We start from the raw sequence: 19,112 nt of genomic DNA, 5'->3' as shown, positions 1-19,112 counted from the left end.
AGGGATCAACGAGCCCCGCAAAGAGGGCCGTCATGGGAGGGGATGATGCGGAAGCCAATCGTCACGTTTGCCGTGTGGGCGTTCGCGCTTGCCGGCGCACTCGGAGCAGCGAAGGCAGAGAAGGCCTATGGTCCCGGGGTGAGCGACACCGAGATCCTGCTCGGCGCCAATGCGCCCTACAGCGGACCGGCATCGATCTATGCGAGCTTCCCCAAGACCATGCTCGCCTATTTCGCGATGCTGAACGAGAAAGGCGGCATCAACGGTCGCCACATCAACTTGCTGACCCGCGACGATGGTTATAGCCCGCCCAAGACTGTCGAAGTGACCCGCGCGCTGGTCGAGAACGACAAGGTGCTCGCGATCCTGGCGCCGTTCGGCACGCCGACCAACGCTGCGATCCAGAAATATCTCAACAGCAACGGCGTCCCGCAACTGCTCGTGCAAAGCGGCGGCACCCGCTGGAACGATCCGAAGCAGTTTCCGTGGACGACGCCCTACTCACCGACCTATGTCAACGAATCCCGGATCATCGCGCGCTACGTCCTGCGCGAGAAGCCGGATGCAAAGATTGGCGTGCTGTTGCAGGGCGACGATATCGGCAAGGACTTTGTCCTTGGCCTGAAGGAGGGACTCGGCGCGAAGGCCGACACGATGATCGTCAAGGAGGCGATGTATCAATCGACCGAACCGACGATCGATTCCCAGATCGTGAACCTGAAGGCCTCGGGCGCGGATACCATCCTGATCGCCGCGCAAAATAAATTTGCCTCGATGGCCATCCGCAAGATCCACGAACTCGGATGGAAGCCGCTGATCTTCCTCGGCTCGACCGCGAATTCGATCGCCGGCGTGCTGGTACCGGCGGGGCTCGAGGCATCGACCGGCATCCTGACCACGACCTCCTACAAGACGCCGAACGATCCGGCCTGGGCCAATGACAAGGGCATGATCGACTATCTCGCCTTCGTCGCGAAATACATGCCGGGCATGGACCCGAACGACGTGATCGCGGTGACCGGCTACACCACCGCACAGCTCGGCGCGATCATCCTGCAACGCTGTGGCGACAATCTCACGCGGGAGAACGTGCTGAAGCAGGCCACCAACCTCAGCGGCATCGAGCTGCCGATGCTGCTGCCGGGTATCACGATCCAGACCACGCCGCAGGATTACGCGGCGATCACCGAACGCCGCTTCGCCCGTTTCGACGGCAAGACCTGGGTGTTGTTCGGCGACATCGTCGGCGCGGGACCGGCCAAGCAGGCGGCCAAGGACTGACCGCAGCTCGCATCGAACGACCGAGGCTCAAACACAAGGACAAGAACAATGCTGACAGCCCAGGATGATCTGATCGGCCACCAGACACCGCAGCCATTTGCCAAGGCAGGTGGCGGCGATATCAGGTTCACGGAGCGCTACTGGTACACCGCGCATCCGATCGACGGCAGCGAGCTTTTGATTGATATCGGGCTCGGTTACTATCCGAACCGCAACGTGATGGACGGCTTTGCCGGCATCACCATCGGCCGCCGGCAGCACAATTTCCGCGCCTCGCGCCGGCTCGGGAGCCGGCCGTTGGAGACGGAAGTCGGCGGGCTCAGAATCGAGATCGTCGAGGGCAACAGCCTGCACCGGGTCTCGCTCGCCGAGAACCCGTCCGGCATCAGTTTCGCGCTCGAATTCAAGGCGAGCTTTCCGGCCGCGCAGGAGAAGCAGAATTTCCGCGAGCGCAACGGCGTCGTCGAAGAAGACCTCGCCCGCGTCTCGCAGTTCGGCCGCTGGCGTGGCTGGATCGTCGCCGACGGCAAGCGCTACGAGATCGAGCCCGAACTGTGGTGGGGACAGCGCGACCGCTCCTGGGGATTGCGCTCCGAGATGCGCACCGACGAGGCGAGACCGCCGGTTGCGACCCATCGCAATTTCTTCTGGACCTGGTCGATGTTCCAGTTTCCGCAGTCGGCGCTGTCGATCTTCATCAAGGAGCGAACACCCGGCAAGCCGCATTACCTCTCCGGCACCGAGTTCCGCCGCGAAGCCGACGGATCGGTGTCGCATCGCGAGGTCACCGCGGTCGAGCACAGGATCGAGTGGGCCGACGATCCGCTTGGCCAGACCATCGCGACGGCCGACTTTACCTTCGCTTTCGATCGCGGCGAGCCGCGCCAGGTCAGGATGCTGGGATTGCCGATCCGGTTCTATCTCAAGGCCGGCATGTATGGCGGGTTGCAGGGCTGGACCCATGGCGACGACCGCGGCGAGCACGATGCCGCGCACGATGTCTGGAACCTCGACGATGCCGCGACGCGCGCCGTCGCACGCACGCTCTCGGACCATGTCGTGCGGCTCGAGAGCGGCAACGAGACCGGATTCGGCATCAGCGAATATGGCGTCGCTGCCGGCTACCCGCTCTATCCGGGACCGCAGAAATTCCCGGCGATGTGATCGGGATGGACGGGCAAGGCATCCGCGTCGCGGACGGTGACGAAGCCGCCTGCGATCGATGGGACAACCAGGCGGCCGAGTCGCTGGTCTCGCTCGAAACCATAACCCCGCTCCGCTATCGCAGCCGCTTCGGCGACGGCAATCTCAACGGACGGTCCTATGGCGGCCAGATCCTCGGCCAGGCGATGATGGCGGCGACGCTCAGTGCGCCCGACGATCGCCCGGCGGCAATGTTGCAGCTCCTGTTCCTGCGCGGCGCCGATCCTGCCCGGCGCATCACGTTCGACGCGCAAGTTCTCCAGGACGGCAAGCGGTTCTCCTCCCGCCATGTCGTCGGCCACCAGGGCGATGGGCGAACGGTGCTGAGCGCACAGGCCACGTTCTGCGCAGCACAGCCGGGTCCGCGCCACGCCGCGCCGTTCGCAGCTTCGGAAGATCCCGACAGCCTGCCCGGCCTGGCAATGATCCCCGACGCGCTGATGGCGCAGCTGCGGCCGCTCGGCCCCTACTCGCAGTACATCAAGCCGAGCATGGATTTTCGTATCCCCGAGATCGATCGGCAACTCTCGGCCGCGTCAGCGGAACCGCGCCTGCGCTTCTGGATCAGAAGCAGGCAGCCACTCGCCGCTGGTTCCCGCGCCCAGGCGGCAGTGTTCGCCTATCTCTCGGATTGGTGGCTCAACTTCTCCAGCGTCGGCGGCCATCTCCGCGACCTGCAGTCACGCGCACCGCTCTACCTGTCGAGCCTCAACCATTGCATCTGGTTTCACTGCGCATTTTCACCTGACGCGTGGATGCACGTCGAAACCGAGAGCCCCTGCGCCGATGGCGGCCGCGGGCTGTCGATCGCCCGTGTCCATGACCGCAATGGGGCGATGCTCGCGACCTCGATCCAGGAAACCCTGATGGTGCATCCGGATGGCGATGCTTAGGCCACACCGCGGTTGAGGCTCCGTCGCGATCGCTGCTGGGGTGCGGTCGATGCGCGGCGCCGGTTCCATCGCCTGTTGAATCCCGGCAACACTGTCAGACAAAAACGCGCAATTGCGTAGATTGCGCGTCTTGAATCACGAAGGTGCCGCATCCCTGTCAAATCCTGTACCCCGGTGGCGCAACAAGAACACTATTGGGGAAAACCTACATGCAGCAGCAGGCACCGTTGGGCGCGCGGAACGCGGAATCGTCTGGCTATGTCCTCTACTTCCAGCTTGCCAGCAACGGCACGAGACGCGCGTGCAGTTTGACGATCCAGGCGGAAAGCGCCAACGAGGCGGCGCGAATCTTTCGCGAGAACTGGGGCGAGATCGAATCGATGGCGCGCGACGGCGTGAGCACGGGAATGGTCGGCAAGGCGCCGGTCAGCCTGACGATGTCGTGAGCCGCATCGCGCGACACGGCGTACATCTACGCGTGAGGCGTGACAGGACAAACGACCTCCGGGATCGCGCGACCAATTGACGCGCTGACGCAACGATCAAGTCATGAGGTGCAAGGCTCGCGCGCGTGCGCGAGCCTTGCTGCGTCTTAGAACGATTCAAATCCAATCCGGTTAGAGGGATTCAAGTCTGCTCCGGTTCTTTTCGCGCGCGCCGACTGCTAGAGGCGCGGCGTGAATACGTTCGTGTGAATCGGAAGTCCAAGCGTGCCTGTGAATGCTGATTGCCGGATTGTCGGCGACCGTCGAATTGCCGCCGACAAGGGCCACACCCACCTGCTGATCGGCGCAGCATTCCTGCTCGCCGATGTCTCCACCGCGGTGACACCGGCAAGTGCCCAGTCGAGCGTCCCGTTGCCGCCGGTCACGGTCGAGCAACCAACGCAGAAGCGTAAGCCGGCAAGCAGTTCGGTGAAGCCGGCGCAGCGAACGCAGGCGGCAGCCGCGGCACGGCAGCGCAGCCGGAATGCTCAGTCGACGCCGCCGACGGCGTCGGAGCGCGCGGCAGCTGGCGCCGCCGCGCTGAATGAAGCCAAGCTAGGCTATCGCGCGATGCCGAGCTCCACCACGCTGCGCAGCGGCGCCTCGCCGCTCGACACCTCGCAGACCGTCAATGTCGTGCCGGAGCAGGTATTGAAGGACCAGCTGCCGCGCAATCTCGACGACGCGCTGTCCAACGTCAGCGGCGTCACCCAGGGCAACACGCTGGCGGGCACCCAGGATGCCGTGATGCGCCGCGGCTTCGGCGACAACCGTGACGGCTCGATCATGCGCAACGGCATGCCGCTGGTGCAGGGCCGCAGCCTCAACGCCACGGTCGAGAGCGTCGAGGTGCTCAAGGGCCCGGCCTCGCTGCTCTACGGCATCATGGACCCCGGCGGCATCGTCAACACCATCAGTAAGCGCCCCGAGCTCTATCAGCACGGCTCGATGACCCTGCTCGGCTCGACCTACGCCAACAACAAGAGCGGCGCCGACGGCACCATCGATATCACAGGCCCGATCGGCAATGGCGGTCTAGCCTATCGCTTCATCGGCTATGGCGTGAGCGAGGACTACTGGCGCAATTTCGGACGCCATCGCGAGATGCTGATCGCCCCGTCACTGGCCTGGTACGGCGACAACACCACCGTGCAGCTCAACTACGAGCACCGCGAATTCATCACGCCGTTCGACCGCGGCACCGCGTTCGATTCCGTGACAAAGGCGCCGCTTGCGATCCCCGCGACACGCCGGCTCGACGAGCCCTTCAACAACATGTGGGGAACCTCCGACCTGATGCAGGCCTCGGTCGAACACCGCCTGAACCAGGACTGGAAGCTGTTCGCGGCCTACAGCTACAACACCGAGAGCTTCAGCGCCAACCAGCTTCGCATCACCGGCATCAACAGCAAGACCGGCGTCGAGACCCGCAGCAATGACGGCACGCAGGGTTCGCTCAGCAATGCCAGCTACGGCACCTCCTATCTGCAGGGCAATGTCTGGCTCGGCGGATTCCGCCACGAAGTGCTGTTCGGCGGCGACGGCCAGTACCGCACGATCTACCGTGACAACCTGATCCGGCAGGCGACGCCGAGCTTCAACTTCTACAATCCGGTCTATGGGCTGATCACGCCGGGCACCACGGTATCGGCCAGCGACAGCGCCCAGACCGACAAGCTCGGCCAATGGTCGCTGCTCTTCCAGGATACGCTGCATCTGGCCGAGCGCTTCGCGCTGGTCGGCGGCGTGCGCTACATGGATTACGACCAGATCGCCGGCAGGGGCCGGCCGTTCATCACCAACACCAACGTGTCGGCCGATAAGGTGCTTCCGCTCGGCGGCGCCATTGTCAAGCTCACCGACCAGGTCTCGCTCTATGCGAGCTACACGCAGTCGCTGAAGCCGACCTCGACCATCGCACCGCTTACCGGAGGCGTCGTGATCGATTCCAACATCGCCCCCGAGGAAGGCACCCAGTGGGAGACCGGCGTCAAGTTCGACTTCAACAAACGCTTATCCGGCACGCTCGCGCTCTACGACATCGACAAGAAGAACGTGCTGGTTTCGCAGCTCAACTCCGCGACGGGAATCGTCGAGTACCGCACCGCCGGCAAGGCGCGCTCGCGCGGCGTCGAATTCGACGTCACTGGCAGGCTGACTGATAGCTGGAGCATGATCGGAAGCTACGGCTATACCGATGCGCGCGTCACCGAAGATCCAGTGCTCGTCGGCAAGGCGCTGCAGAACGTCGCGCTCAACACCGCCTCGCTCTATCTGGTCTACGATTTCGGCACCACCTTGCCCGGCCGCCTGCGTCTCGGCGGCGGCGCGCGCTATGTCGGCGACCGGCCCGGCGACGCGGCGAACAGCTTCGTGCTGCCGGCCTACACCGTAGCGGATGCATTTGCGACCTACGAGACCAAGGTCCAGACCTTCCCGGTGATCTACCAGTTCAACGTCAAGAACCTGTTCGATACCGTCTACTATCCATCCGCCAACAACATCCTGACGGTGGCGATGGGCGATGCGCGCCGCTTCTCGCTTTCGGCGACGGTGAAATTCTAGCATGGCGACGGTGCGGACAGCGATCGGACTGCTGGCCGCGACCGCGTTGGCCTGCGCCGCGGTCCGGGCCGACGAGCTCACGCTCTACTCGACCCGCGAATCCAACCTGGTCGCGCCTGTCATCGCAGCGTTCACGGCCGCGAGCGGCACCGGCGTCAAGACCGTCTTCGTCGAAGACAGCCTGGTCAAGCGCCTGACGTCGGAGGGCGACAATTCGCCCGCGGATGTCCTGCTGACCATCGGGCTCGACAAGACCACGCAGCTCGTCACGCGCGGGCTGACGCAGCGGCTCGCGTCTGCCGTGCTCGACCAAACGATACCGGCAAGCCTGCGCGGTGGCGGCGGCCAGTGGATCGCGCTCGCGGTCCGACCGCGTGTGGTGTTCGCACGCAAGGACAGCCCCCTCGCGGCGATCACCTATGAAGAGCTCGCCGATCCGAAATGGCGCGGCAAGTTGTGTATGCGGCCGGCCACGCACCAGAACAATGTCGCGCTGATCGCGGCCTATCTCGCACATCACGGGGCTGACGCGACGGCGAGCTGGCTCACCGGGCTGAAGGACAATCTTGCCCACAAGCCGGCCGGCAAGGACAATGATGTGGTCCGCGAGATCGCGGAGGGACGCTGCGACATCGGCATCGGCAACACGGTCGCGCTCGCGCAGCTCCGCGACGGCCGCGAGGGCAATGACTGGCGCGCCCGGGCGGACGTCGTGAAGGCGGTGCCCGCCGCGTTCTCGGGCGGCGGCAGTCACGTCAATCTGACTGGAGCTGCGATTGCGCGGCACGCCCCGCATCCGGCCGCCGCGCGCGCGTTCCTCGAATTCCTCGTCACGCCCGAGGCTCAGACGATCTTTGCCGCATCCGAGCTGGAATATCCCGTGCTGGCGACCGCACCGCGGCCTTCGATTGTCGATGCGATCGGATCGTTCACCATCGATGCGCTGCCTGTCGACGAGATCGCCGCGCATCAAGCGGCGGCAATCGCCCTGATCCGAAAGGCCGGCTTCGATGAGTGACGTCCGGCGCCCGATCAAGGCCGCGCTGTTGCAGATCCATTCCATTGCGGGTCTTGCGCTGGCACTGCTGTGGGCCGTGGTCGGCCTCACCGGCGCGACGATGGCCTTCGAGGACGAGATCGAGGCCAGCCTGAACAGCAAGATGATGCGTGTCGACGCCAGCGCGACCGGGCGGCTCACGCCGGACGAACTGGTCGCGCGGCTTCAGGCGGCGGGCGATTTCGGCAAGGTCTCGGCCGTAGCGATGGCCAGCGATCCCTCGACTGCGGCGCGCATCCGCTTCGCCCGCAGCGAAGGCGGCACGCGGCCGTCCTCGGTCTATGTCGATCCCTATGACGGACACGTGCTCGGCTCGCCGCGCGGCGAGGACTTCTTCGCCACCGTGCGCAAGCTGCATCGCTGGCTGCTGTTGCCGGGCGACGGCAACGGCATCGGCCGCAAGATCACGGGGGCAGCCGCGGTCTGCCTGATCGTGATGCTGATCACCGGCCTCGTGCTGCGCTGGCCGCACCGCGCGCGCAGCGTGAAGATGTGGCTGAAGCCAAACCTGGGACTGCGCGGGCGCGGCCTACACCGCTCGCTGCACGCCGTGATCGGCACCTGGGTGCTGCCGGTTTATCTGGTGATGACGATGACCGGCCTGTGGTATTCCTTCGAATGGTACAAGGCCGGAGCGAACTGGCTGCTGGCGCGCCCGCAGACCACCGTCGCGGCAATGCAACCCAAGGCACCGCGCAGCGGCGCAGCCGCCGAGGGCAAAGGGCAAGACAAGACCGAAGCAAGGGGCGAGGCAAAGCCGCTCGCCTTCGACCGTGTCTGGACTGCATATCTGCAACAGGAAAATGGCAGTTACGGAAGGGCGCTGCTGACCCTGCCGGCGAGCGCGGGCACGGCGGTGCGCGTGCGGTCATGGCCGCAGGATTCGACGCTCGAGAGCGTGCGCGACGAATTCCGCATCGATGCCGTCACCGGACGGCTCATCTCTTCGGACCGCTACGTGGACAAGACGCTCGGCGAGCGCGTCCTTGCCGGCGTGCTCGACATTCACCGCGGCGCAATCCTAGGATGGCCCGGCAAGCTCGCCTTCATGCTCGCCGCCGCCCTGATGCCGCTGTTCACCGTGACCGGCCTGCTGCTCTATCTGTCCCGCCGCAGGCACCGACGCCTCGCGCGGCCGCCGGTCGCGAGCCTGGTTCCAGGCGAATAGCTTGATCCGCCTGGAACAAGCGCTGTCGGCGATCAGGGCTGCAGCTTCGCCGCCACCAGCTTGGCCAGCGCGTTGACACGCCGAGTGGCGTCGTCATAGAGCTGACGATCGCGGTCACCGCCGCTGACCCGCACCTCGACGACGAGCCGTCCTTTCCGGATCACAACCGAGTTCATCTTGCCGATGCTGGCTTCATCGCCGAGTCCGGGGACATCGGTATCGGCATCGCTGGTCTTGCGCGCGATCTGATAGAATTTCTTCGACAGCTCGTCGTTCGCTGCCATGTTGTCGATGATCAGGCTGGCGTCGTAGACCGCAAAGCGCTTCTCGCCATTGACGATATCCGTACGGCTGGTCGAGTAGACGCAGCGGATCGGCTTCGGCAGGGCTTCGACCTTGTCGATGCGGGATTCCAGCTTGAGCTGCGCCATCGTCTTGCGCGGCGGATCGATCTTCATGTCGCTGAAATTCGCGCTGATATCCTCAGGCGACAACAGCGCGCAGGCATCGGGCCACTGGTCTGCGGGTGCTGCCGACGAGGTCCGGGTGTCCTCGGGGATATCGACGCTGCCGTTCGCGGCAATCGGCGTATCGGCCTCGACCATGCCTGTGCCCGGCTTCCATCGCTTGGCGGCCTGCGTCGCGAGCGCGACGACATTCGGCTGCGTCTGCGGCGAGTAGATGTCGAGGTTGACGACATAGATCAAATCCGCCTTGCGCACCCGAACCGTGACGGTTGACGGCGACGTCTCCACGAAAGCCTCGTCACCGATCCCGGACAGCGGCTCCAGCTTCAGGTTCAGCTTCGGATCCTGCTGCAGCTTCTCGCGCATCGAGCGCATGTTCGCGAAGGTCGCCGTCGAGCCCCGCAGGCCGTCGATCGGCTCGCCCGATTGCACGATGGTGATGGTGGCGAATTTGGTCAGCTCGGACTTCGATGTCGGGCTTGGCACCTTGACCGTGTACATGCAGCTCTGATTGTACTGCGGACCCTTGTAGACCGGGCTCAGGGTCCCGCCCTTGCTCGCAACCAGGCGGCCGGGGAACAAGGCTTCAAGGTCGCCTTGCGTGAGCAGCTTGCAGGCGTCCGGCATATTGGCGCCGGCCTGCGCCGACGGCGCATCGGGCCTCGGAGTAACCGTGGTCTGCGCCAGCAGTGGCGACGCACCGAGACAAATCATGACGGGAACAGACCAGGTTGCACATTGCTTGAAAAACATGGAGAGACGACTCCTCGATTTTCTTGCGACGCGCACGATATCGAGAATGGGGAATTCCCGATCGACAAGTTTGCGCGCGTCAATTTCTTCGTTGGCTCGCCGCCATTTGGACGAGACGCGGACTATTCAGCGACGCCAAGGAAAAAATGAGGCGAAGTGCGTCTTGCTTGAGTCACAATCGCTCATTTCGTGTGACGCATTTTCGTCACATCGCATGGAACTCGCGGCGTGAGTCCACATTCGGAACTAGTGTCGGCCATCAGCCGAGATCGCACGTCGCGATCCGCACGCGCAACGCGGCGTCGGTCTCGGCCGCAAGCGCGAGCAATCCGCGGTAGGGATCGCCCGCTATGCCGAGCACGGCGGCAAACGCAGGCTCGGTCTTGAGGCCGCCTGCCCTCAACTTGCTGACGGCTCGTCGCAGCCTCCCGTCGTCAAGCGCGAGCAGCCGCCGTTCGACCTCGAAATGGATCCAGCCCTGCTGCCGGTCCACCGGACGCTGGTCACCGAACAATTCGAACAGCCAACCGTCCCACACGAAGCGAGCAATCACCGGCCGCGTGTCCGAGGTCCATCGGTAGATGGCGAAATCAGCGGCCGATCGATAGTGGGTCCAGATGATCTCGGCAAAAGCGTCCGGATCGAACGCATGACAGACGATATCGATATCGCTGCCGGCCACGGCAAGGTCCAGCGGCAGCGTTCCGACGACGCGTGGATCGAACGGCTTGAGCCGCTCCATCACGGCAGAGCTGGTGACGGTGGATGCGTAGTGCCCGACATTCATCGCGTGGCGTACCCTCGAATTCGCAGGGTATCACGCGCGCATCGGATGCGTGAACCTCCACACACGCGCGGCGCCTTGAAAAGGGTTTGCAAATGGAACGAGGCGATCCCGACCACTTCAGCATGGTCGAAACCGCCCCGGGCAAAAAGAGAACGGGCGGGACTGCCTCGCAATCCCGCCTGTCCGCCGATACCTTGATCCGTTCGAGCGATTAGCCGAACTGGTTCATCGTGTTGTGGGCGCCACCCGCCTTCAGCGCGGCCTCACCGGCGAAGTACTCCTTGTGATCGTCGCCGATGTCGGAGCCCGCCATGTTCTGATGCTTGGCGCAGGCGATGCCCTGACGGATCTCCGCGCGCTGCACGTTCTTGACGTAGCCCAGCATGCCCTGCTCGCCGAAATACTCCTTCGCGAGATTGTCGGTCGACAGCGCCGCCGTGTGATAGGTCGGCAGCGTGATCAGGTGGTGGAAGATGCCGGCGCGCTTGGCCGAATCCGCCTGGAAGGTACGGATGCGCTCGTCGGCCTCGATCGCCAGCGGCGTCTCGTCGTATTCCGGCTTCATCAGCTCGGCACGGTTGTACTTGCTGACGTCCTTGCCGGCTTCCTTCATCGCGTCGTAGACCTGCCAACGGAAGTTGATGGTCCAGTTGAACGACGGCGAGTTGTTGTACGCCAGCTTCGCGTTCGGAATGACCTTGCGGATGCGGTCGACCATCGAAGCGATCTGTTCGATATGCGGCTTCTCGGTCTCGATCCACAGGAGATCAGCGCCGTTCTGCAGCGACGTGATGCAGTCGAGCACGCAGCGATCCGCACCGGTGCCGGGACGGAACTGGTAGAGGTTGCTGGGCAGACGCTTCGGACGCATCATCTTGCCGTTCTGGTTGATGATGACGTCGCCGTTGCGCGCATTGGCAGCCGTCACTTCCTCGCAATCGAGGAAGCTGTTGTACTGGTCGCCGAGGTCGCCGGGCTTGTGGCTCACGGCGATCTGCTGGGTCAGGCCGGCGCCGAGCGAGTCGGTGCGGGTCACGATGACGCCGTCTTCGACGCCCAGCTCGAGGAACGCATGGCGGCAGGCGCGGATCTTCGCGATGAACACCTCGTGGGGCACGGTGACCTTGCCGTCCTGGTGGCCGCACTGCTTCTCGTCGGAGACCTGGTTCTCGATCTGCAGGGCGCAGGCGCCCGCCTCGATCATCTTCTTGGCGAGCAGGTAGGTCGCCTCGGCATTGCCGAAGCCGGCGTCGATGTCGGCGATGACGGGCACGACGTGGGTCTGGAAGTTGTCGATCTTCTCGATCAGCGCCTTTTCCTTCGCCTTGTCGCCTTCCTTGCGCGCGGCATCGAGCGCGCGGAAAATGTCGTTGAGCTCACGGGAATCCGCCTGACGCAGGAAGGTGTAGAGCTCCTCGATCAGCGCCGGCACCGAGGTCTTCTCGTGCATCGACTGGTCGGGCAGCGGGCCGAACTCGGAACGCAGCGCCGCAATCATCCAGCCGGAGAGATAGAGGTAGCGGCGGTCGGTATTGCCGAAGTGCTTCTTGACCGAGATCAGCTTCTGCTGGGCGATGAAGCCGTGCCAGCAGCCGAGCGACTGGGTGTACTTGGTGCTGTCGGCGTCATAAGCGGCCATGTCGGCGCGCATCAGCGCAGCCGTGTAGCGGGCAACATCCAGACCGGTCTTGAAACGGTTCTGCAGGCGCATGCGCGCCACGGCCTCGGCGGTGACGCCGTTCCAGGTGTCCTTGGTCTTGAGCAGCGCTTCGGCCGCCTCGATCTCGCTCTGATAGGAAGCCGGTCCCTGGATGGCCCGGTCGCTGATCCCGCGCGGTTGGAAGTTCATGTCCGTGATCCCTTCGGTGACGAAATAACTGGTTCTTTTGTAAGCCCAGTCTCACCGGGAGCTAGACCTGGCGCGGAAAACTTGTCATAACTTACAAGAAACCAATGTATTGTTGTAAGAAAATTACAACCCACCTGGATTAGGCTATGGCAACCTCAAGCGCCCGTTCCGTTTTCATGGGCCCCCGGCTGCGCCGGCTGCGGCGCGATCTCGGGCTGACCCAGGCCGACATGGCGGCCGACCTGGAAATCTCCGCCCCCTATGTGGCGCTGCTGGAACGCAATCAGCGGCCGGTGACGGCCGACATGCTGCTTCGCCTCGCCCGCACCTACAAGATCGATCTGGCCGATCTCGCCGGCGACGGCGGTGCCGATCACACCGCACGCATGCAGTCGATCCTGAAGGAACCGATGTTCGCCGACATCGACATCCCCGCGCTGGAGGTCAGCGACCTCGCGGTCAGCTACCCCGGCATGACCGAGGCGTTCCTGCGGCTCTACACCGCCTATCGCGAGGAACAGCTGGCGCTGGCCGAGCGGAGCGCCCCGGACCTGGCAGGGGGCGCATCCTTTCCCGGGCAGGAGAATTTCGACGCCAACGATCCGGTCGCCGAGGTCAGGCGGTTCCTCGCCGCGCGACGCAACAACTTCGCCAATCTCGACGACGCGGCCGAGCGCCTCGTCCACGAGCCCGCCGGGCCGGCCGGATTTATCGAGCGGCTGCGCGAGCGTCACAAACTCCAGGTCCGCTATCTGCCGCCCAACGTCATGCTCGGCTCGATCCGGCGGCTGGACATGCATCGCAGGCAATTGCTGCTCGAGGACTCGCTCGATACCGCGGGCCTCAATTTTCAACTGGCCAAGCAGCTCGCCTATCTCGAACTGGAAGACGAGATCGGCGCGGCGGTCGAGGACGGCAAGTTCACCAGCAAGAGCGCCGAGTTGCTGGCCCGCCGCGCGCTTGGCGCCTACGCGGCGGCCGCGCTCATCATGCCGTACTCGGTGTTCGCGAAGGCTGTCGAGACGCGTCGCTACGACCTCGAGGCACTGGCGCGTCAATTCGGCACCAGCTTCGAGCAGACGGCGCACCGCGTCACGACCTTGCAGCGGCCCGGTCTCGAGAAAGTCCCGTTCTTCCTGATCCGCGTCGATCCGGCCGGCAACATTTCCAAGCTGCTGGACGGCGCCGGATTTCCGTTTGCGAAGCACGGCGGCGCGTGTCCGCTCTGGTCGGTCCACGGCATCTTCAAGACGCCACGTCAGATCGTGACGCAATGGCTGGAATTGCCCGACGGACAGCGGTTCTTTTCAATCGCCCGCACCGTGACCGCCGGCGGCGGCGCATTCGGTGCTATCCGCGTCGAGCGGGCGATCGCGATCGGCTGTGCCGCCGAGCATGCGGGCCAGCTGATCTACACACGCGACGGACAGGGGCCGAACGCGGACGAGCCGACGCCGATCGGCGTCGCTTGCCGCGTCTGCCATCGTCCGCGATGCGCCGCCCGATCGGCGCCGCCGATCGGACGCGAGATTCTTCCCGATGATTTTAGAACCTCGAGCGTCCCGTTCGGCTTCTCCGCGGACTGACGCGATCGATCAAGCCTGCGGCCGGTTCTGGTCGTACAGCACCCGCGCACGGATGGTGCCATCGATGGCTCTCAGATCGGCGAGCAGTGCCTCACCCTCGCCGCCGACCACGTCGGTCTCGAGCACGACATAGCCGACTTCCGGATCGGTCTGCAGATACTGCGCCAGGATGTTGATGCCGTGCCGGGAGAGCGCGTCGTTGACCTGGCGCATGACGCCGGGAACGTTGCGATGAACATGGATGAAGCGGGTGCCGGTCGGTCGCGCCGGCAATTGCACCTGCGGAAAATTGACCGCGCCGAAGGTCGACCCGACATCGGAATAGTCGATCAGCTTGCGTGCGACCTCGCCGCCGATGCGATCCTGAGCTTCTTCGGTCGAACCGCCGACATGCGGCGTCAGGATGACATTGGGTAGGCCCTGCAGCGGCGAGACGAAGCGCGCCTCGTTCGACACCGGCTCGACCGGAAACACGTCGACTGCGGCGCCCGCGAGCCGGCCCTCGCGCAGGGCGCTCGCCAGCGCATCGAGATCGACCACGGTGCCGCGCGAATTGTTGATCAGATGGGCCTCGGGCTTCATCAGCTGGAGCTGGGCTGCGCCGATCATGTTGGCGGTGGCCGGCGTCTCCGGCACGTGCAACGAGACGACGTCACTGGCCGCGAGCAGCTCGTCGAGCGTGTCGACCGGCTCGGTGTTGCCGTGGCGCAGCTTGTCGGTGTGATCAAAATAGATCACGCGCATGCCCATCGCTTCCGCGAGGTTCGACAGCTGCGAGCCGATATTGCCGTAGCCGACGATGCCGAGCGTCTTGCCGCGCACCTCGCGGCTGCCTTCGGCGGACTTGTCCCAGCCGCCGGCATGCGCGGAGACCGACCGTGGAAAGATCCGGCGGAACAGCATCACGATCTCGGCGATGGTCAGCTCGGCCACACTGCGGGTGTTGGAATATGGGGCGTTGAAGACGGGGATTCCGAGTTTTCGCGCGGCGTCGAGATCCACCTGGTTGGTGCCGACCGAAAAGCAGCCGACGACCAGCAGCCGGTCAGCGGCCTCGAGGATTTCCGCGGTCAACTGGGTCCGCGACCGAATTCCCAGCATGTGGATGCCCGACAGCGCCTGCCTGAGTTCTTTCGGTCCCAGCGCCTTGGGCAGACGTTGCAGCTCGGTATAGCCGTTCGCTTCGAACATCCGGACCGCGGAATCGTTCACGCCCTCCAGCAGCAGCACGCGTATTTTTGTCTTGGGAAGCGACAACATCATCAAGATCCAAGCTCGTAGGTTCGGCAGATCAAGCGCGAACGCAGTTTCGACGGATCAGGTGATAACATAGAAAGCAATCGCGTCAGAAGCGGCCGTCAGCGGCCTGCCCCGCGATTTCTGGTCAAGCCCCCTCGATCCGTACATCCAGACGCGGGGCGGGAACCGATTCAGCCAAATATCTCGCTCGATTCGCGGGCAGCGGCTCCGTTCTGCCCCGGCGCGGTCGAACGCCTGCTCCGGCTTACCGGAGCAGGCGCAGCTGCGTCTCACCGCTTACTGGCAGGGATAGCGCCGGCCGTCCTTGGCCTGGAACGTATTCGACGCCGGATCGTACGAGCGATAGCGCTGGGCGCAGGACGTCGCGTGCTGCTGGGCGGCCGCAGCTTCCTGCTGCGCGGCGGCGTTGGCCGCACCGGCCGCGATGACGCCGCCGATGAGGCCGCCGACCAGTCCGCCGACGGCCGCGCCGCCATCGCAGTTCCCGTAGCGGCACCAGACCTTCTCGGTCACGGCCGGCGCTGCGGCCGCAACACCGGTAGCATGCTGCAGCGGAGCCGAGATTGCGGAGGCGGAAAACATCATAACGCCGGTGGTGGCCGTCAAAACGACTTTCAGAAAGCGAGCCCTACGCATCATATCTCCTGCTTCATTGCTGTGGGCGCAGGCCGGTACCTGCGTCCCGATTCCCTCGACATAAATGGGCTCGTCTGGTCCCGGACCGGACGACACCCGGACACGCGCGGCCGGTTACAATTCGCGCGTCAGCCTGCTTCACGGATGGGCGGAGTTCATTGGCCGGCTGCGTTCACGACGCGGCAGAGATTATCGCCGACACCCGGAGCCAACTGTCCCGGCGGCAAGATGAAGGTCGCATCGACGCGGCTGCCCTTGACGTCCTTGCGGACGACGACCTGCAACGTTTGTGGCCGGCCGGATCCGGTGGTCTCCTGCTGAACGGTCAGCGTGCCGAGCTTCTTGTCCACGTTCACACCGACAAAACCCTCGGCCAGGACTGCGCGGGACACCTTGTCGAGGGCAGCAGCGGGATTGACCGACGGGAAGATCATCCAGGTCTTGTGCGTCATGCCCGTGACCATCGGAACGCCGGTGCTCTGGACGTGATCTGCGCAGCTATCGGCCAGCGCAGGTATGGACGAAAGAACCGTGAGCGCGAGTACGCAAGTTATCCTTGTAAGCATGCTTTCATAACCCGTTTGAGTAGGCCCGCAGCATTTAGGCCAAATGGGCTATGAGTCCATGGACGCCATCGCATTCTGGATGGATGCGTTCGGATTTTGGCTAGCATGAACGGTTGCGTGCGCCGCCACGCTCGCTGGTATTCTGAAACGCCAGCACTGCAGCAGGCGTGACCGCAACGAACACGCTCCGGAGGCGAGCGAATTGGATCAAATCTTACATTTCGCCGCTCGATTTCGCGATCCGGATATCCTGTTCGGCAATTGGATATCGAGTGGGACGAAAATGAGAACGCGACCTGAATTCCCCAAGGCTGTGTTAGTGTGACCGTGCGGTTTGTGCGTGTGGCAGACGTCTCAGGGGATGGATACCCCCGGTCTGATGGATCGGGTCACTTCGCACACAGCAATTGGTTAGGATTTGATGATCGAAGACGTACTCGCTGCACCTCCCACACGATCGGGCTCTTCGTTTGAAGAACTCCTTGAAATGCTCAGACCGCACGGGATCAGTACCAACTCCCCGCTGCAGCCCGACCAATCGTTTCGTTGGCATGCGGATATTGCAATTGGCGCGGAGATTGATGTTGTACGGGCGGATCTCTCTGCAGGGTGGGATTGGCGCTACTCGTACGAGGACTCTGCCGGAGAACTCGCAATAAGCCTGCTGAATGCCGGCAAGGCCGAGACGCGCATTGCGGGAAAGAACGTCGAGCGAACCCCGTCCGAGATCGCTATCGTCCCCCTCCCGACGATGCAGGCACAGCGTGTCGAAGCGGTCGATGGACGATACTCGAGCGTCACCCTTACCCTGCATACGGGCGTCGTTTCGAAGGTGCTGTCCGCGACATTCGGGAGCGCGGCGCTCGAAGATCTCAATTTGACACCCATCGTCGACTTGTCGACCGGCGCCGGGCAGACGCTCCTTCAGCTCGTGCGTACGAGCGCGAGCGGCCTGTACGACGGCACCCTGGCGCGCTCTCCAAAAGCCAGCGCGCTGCTGTCCGAGGCCACGATACAGCTCATCCTCGAGAACGTTCCACATCGGCTGAGCGACCGGTTGAACCGCCACCCGCTGGATGCGCCGCCGCGTTACATCAGGCGGGCTGTCGATTATATGCGCGCAAACCCTCATCTGCCGCTGACGATATCGGACATTGCCGCGACAGTCGGTGTCAGCAGCCGGCTGCTGCAATTGGGCTTCCGCAAAATTCACGGCACGACGCCGGTCGCCTATTTGCGACAAGTTCGGCTCGAGGCGATCCACGATGAGCTATCGCGACCCGAGAACCTGCTTCCGGTCAGCGAAGTTGCGCTGAAGTGGGGCTTTACACATATGGGCCGGTTTGCGGCGGTGTACCGCTCTGCGTTCGGCCTTTATCCATCCGATACAGTGCGGCGAGCACGCGGCTTCTGCGGCTGAGCGCGCGGTTGTCGAGCACTCCGGCAGATCAGCAAATCGCCATCCCTGACGCCTTGTCGAATAGATGCGTGCGCTCGAGGTCGAGCGCGACGTCAATGAATTGATCCGGCTCGGCGGCGACGCCGACCGGCATTTGCGCGGTGAACGCGAATGCGCCGACGGTCCCGATCACGAGCGTATGCGGCCCGAGCGGCTCCACGTCCTTCACAAATATGCGGATGGAAGAGCCCGCCGGCGCGCCTTCGCGCAGCACATGATCGGGTCGCACACCGAGCACCACGGGCTTGCCGACGCTGCCCGCATAAGCAGCCTCACGCGACTTCGGCACCTTCAATGCCGTGCCGGACGGCTCGGTGAAGGTGAGCGCGCCGTCGCGAGCCGTGAGCACGCCATGGATGAAGTTCATGCTGGGTGCGCCCATGAAGCCCGCGACAAAGAGGTTGCTGGGCTTCTCGTAGATCGTGATCGGATCGGCTGCCTGTTCGATCCGGCCCTTGTTCATCACCACGACGCGGTCGGCCATCGTCATGGCTTCGACCTGGTCGTGCGTGACATAGACGATCGTCTTGGCGAGGCGGCGGTGCAGCGCCTTGATCTCGGTCCGCATCTCGATGCGGAGCTTGGCGTCGAGGTTGGACAACGGCTCGTCGAACAGGAATACGTCCGGGCTGCGCACGATGGCGCGGCCGATCGCGACGCGCTGGCGCTGCCCGCCGGAAAGCTGCTTCGGCCGACGCTGCAAATATTGATCGAGGTCGAGGACCCGCGCCACGTCACCCACGGCCTTGTCGATGCTGGCGCGCTGCTCGCCGCGCACCTTCATGCCGTAACCGATGTTCTCGGCGACCGTCATGTGCGGATAGAGCGCGTAGTTCTGGAACACCATCGCGCAGTTGCGCAGGCCGGGGCGCAGCTGCGTCACGTCGCGGTTGCCGATGCGGATGGTTCCGCTGGTGACCGCCTCCAGTCCCGCGATCATGCGCAGCGTCGTCGTCTTGCCGCAGCCGGACGGGCCGACCAGCACGACAAACTCCTCGTCGGCCACCTTGAGGTCGAGCCCTTCGATGATCTTGTAGGGCCCGTATGCCTTGCTGACGTTCTCGATCTCGACGTGCGCCATGGAATCCTTTTCCGTC

General features: G+C 64.1%; 16 protein-coding genes. 9 read left to right on the top strand and 7 right to left on the bottom strand.

What is annotated here, in order from left to right; translation table 11 throughout:
* Positions 1-45 precede the first annotated feature (45 nt).
* From CK489_RS18720 to CK489_RS18690, 7 genes are all read left to right on the top strand, one after another.
* Positions 46-1,281, top strand: a complete 1,236-nt coding sequence (locus tag CK489_RS18720) for an ABC transporter substrate-binding protein (protein WP_095733706.1) — start codon at positions 46-48, stop codon at positions 1,279-1,281.
* Positions 1,282-1,329: 48 nt separating this feature from the next.
* Complete coding sequence (locus CK489_RS18715) at positions 1,330-2,445, top strand: Rv3169 family protein (RefSeq protein WP_095733254.1); 1,116 nt, start codon at positions 1,330-1,332, stop codon at positions 2,443-2,445.
* Positions 2,446-2,450: 5 nt separating this feature from the next.
* Complete coding sequence (locus CK489_RS18710) at positions 2,451-3,377, top strand: acyl-CoA thioesterase (RefSeq protein WP_095733253.1); 927 nt, start codon at positions 2,451-2,453, stop codon at positions 3,375-3,377.
* Between the two features lie 209 nt (positions 3,378-3,586).
* Positions 3,587-3,823, top strand: coding sequence for a hypothetical protein (locus tag CK489_RS41405; RefSeq protein WP_157860908.1), 237 nt, complete (start codon positions 3,587-3,589; stop codon positions 3,821-3,823).
* 270 nt (positions 3,824-4,093) lie between these two features.
* Complete coding sequence (locus CK489_RS18700) at positions 4,094-6,427, top strand: TonB-dependent siderophore receptor (protein WP_095733252.1); 2,334 nt, start codon at positions 4,094-4,096, stop codon at positions 6,425-6,427.
* A gap of 1 nt (position 6,428) precedes the next feature.
* Positions 6,429-7,445 carry an extracellular solute-binding protein gene (locus tag CK489_RS18695; protein WP_095733251.1) on the top strand — a complete coding sequence of 339 codons (1,017 nt, stop codon included), beginning with the start codon at positions 6,429-6,431 and terminating at the stop codon, positions 7,443-7,445.
* On the top strand, positions 7,438-8,652 hold the full coding sequence (locus CK489_RS18690) for a PepSY-associated TM helix domain-containing protein (RefSeq protein ID WP_095733250.1): 1,215 nt from the start codon (positions 7,438-7,440) through the stop codon (positions 8,650-8,652). Before CK489_RS18695 ends, CK489_RS18690 begins: the two co-directional genes overlap by 8 nt.
* Before the next feature lie 32 nt (positions 8,653-8,684).
* Here the strand turns inward: CK489_RS18690 and CK489_RS18685 are convergent, their stop codons facing one another.
* The 3 genes from CK489_RS18685 to CK489_RS18675 form a co-directional block, all read right to left on the bottom strand.
* Positions 8,685-9,872, bottom strand: a complete 1,188-nt coding sequence (locus CK489_RS18685; RefSeq protein WP_143278185.1) for a hypothetical protein — start codon at positions 9,870-9,872, stop codon at positions 8,685-8,687.
* 259 nt (positions 9,873-10,131) lie between these two features.
* On the bottom strand, positions 10,132-10,659 hold the full coding sequence (locus CK489_RS18680) for a DUF4269 domain-containing protein (RefSeq protein WP_095733248.1): 528 nt from the start codon (positions 10,657-10,659) through the stop codon (positions 10,132-10,134).
* A gap of 211 nt (positions 10,660-10,870) precedes the next feature.
* Positions 10,871-12,508: an isocitrate lyase gene (locus CK489_RS18675; RefSeq protein WP_028337031.1), complete on the bottom strand. Its 1,638-nt coding sequence runs from the start codon at positions 12,506-12,508 to the stop codon at positions 10,871-10,873.
* 146 nt (positions 12,509-12,654) lie between these two features.
* Here CK489_RS18675 and CK489_RS18670 point away from each other — a divergent pair, with 146 nt between their 5' ends.
* Positions 12,655-14,094, top strand: coding sequence for a helix-turn-helix domain-containing protein (locus tag CK489_RS18670; RefSeq protein WP_050627711.1), 1,440 nt, complete (start codon positions 12,655-12,657; stop codon positions 14,092-14,094).
* A gap of 9 nt (positions 14,095-14,103) precedes the next feature.
* Here the strand turns inward: CK489_RS18670 and serA are convergent, their stop codons facing one another.
* The 3 genes from serA to CK489_RS18655 all read right to left on the bottom strand — a co-directional run bounded on the left by serA (position 14,104) and on the right by CK489_RS18655 (position 16,442).
* Positions 14,104-15,357, bottom strand: coding sequence for a phosphoglycerate dehydrogenase (serA, locus tag CK489_RS18665; RefSeq protein ID WP_095733247.1), 1,254 nt, complete (start codon positions 15,355-15,357; stop codon positions 14,104-14,106).
* A gap of 273 nt (positions 15,358-15,630) precedes the next feature.
* Positions 15,631-15,990 (bottom strand): BA14K family protein, encoded by a 360-nt coding sequence (locus CK489_RS18660; protein ID WP_245350417.1) that lies wholly within the window; start codon positions 15,988-15,990, stop codon positions 15,631-15,633.
* Between the two features lie 155 nt (positions 15,991-16,145).
* On the bottom strand, positions 16,146-16,442 hold the full coding sequence (locus tag CK489_RS18655; protein WP_244486065.1) for a hypothetical protein: 297 nt from the start codon (positions 16,440-16,442) through the stop codon (positions 16,146-16,148).
* Between the two features lie 535 nt (positions 16,443-16,977).
* On the opposite strand from CK489_RS18655, the gene CK489_RS18650 reads away from it, so the two are divergent.
* On the top strand, positions 16,978-17,976 hold the full coding sequence (locus CK489_RS18650) for an AraC family transcriptional regulator (RefSeq protein ID WP_244486066.1): 999 nt from the start codon (positions 16,978-16,980) through the stop codon (positions 17,974-17,976).
* A gap of 28 nt (positions 17,977-18,004) precedes the next feature.
* On the opposite strand, the gene CK489_RS18645 is transcribed toward CK489_RS18650, so the two are convergent.
* A complete protein-coding gene (locus CK489_RS18645; RefSeq protein WP_095733245.1) occupies positions 18,005-19,096 on the bottom strand; it encodes an ABC transporter ATP-binding protein in 1,092 nt (363 codons plus the stop codon).
* Positions 19,097-19,112: the final 16 nt, after the last annotated feature.

This window comes from Bradyrhizobium sp. UFLA03-84 (assembly GCF_002289535.1).
Classification (GTDB): domain Bacteria; phylum Pseudomonadota; class Alphaproteobacteria; order Rhizobiales; family Xanthobacteraceae; genus Bradyrhizobium; species Bradyrhizobium viridifuturi.
The sequence above is the reverse complement of the archived record's forward strand: the minus strand, read 5'-3'. Positions and strand labels throughout refer to the sequence as shown.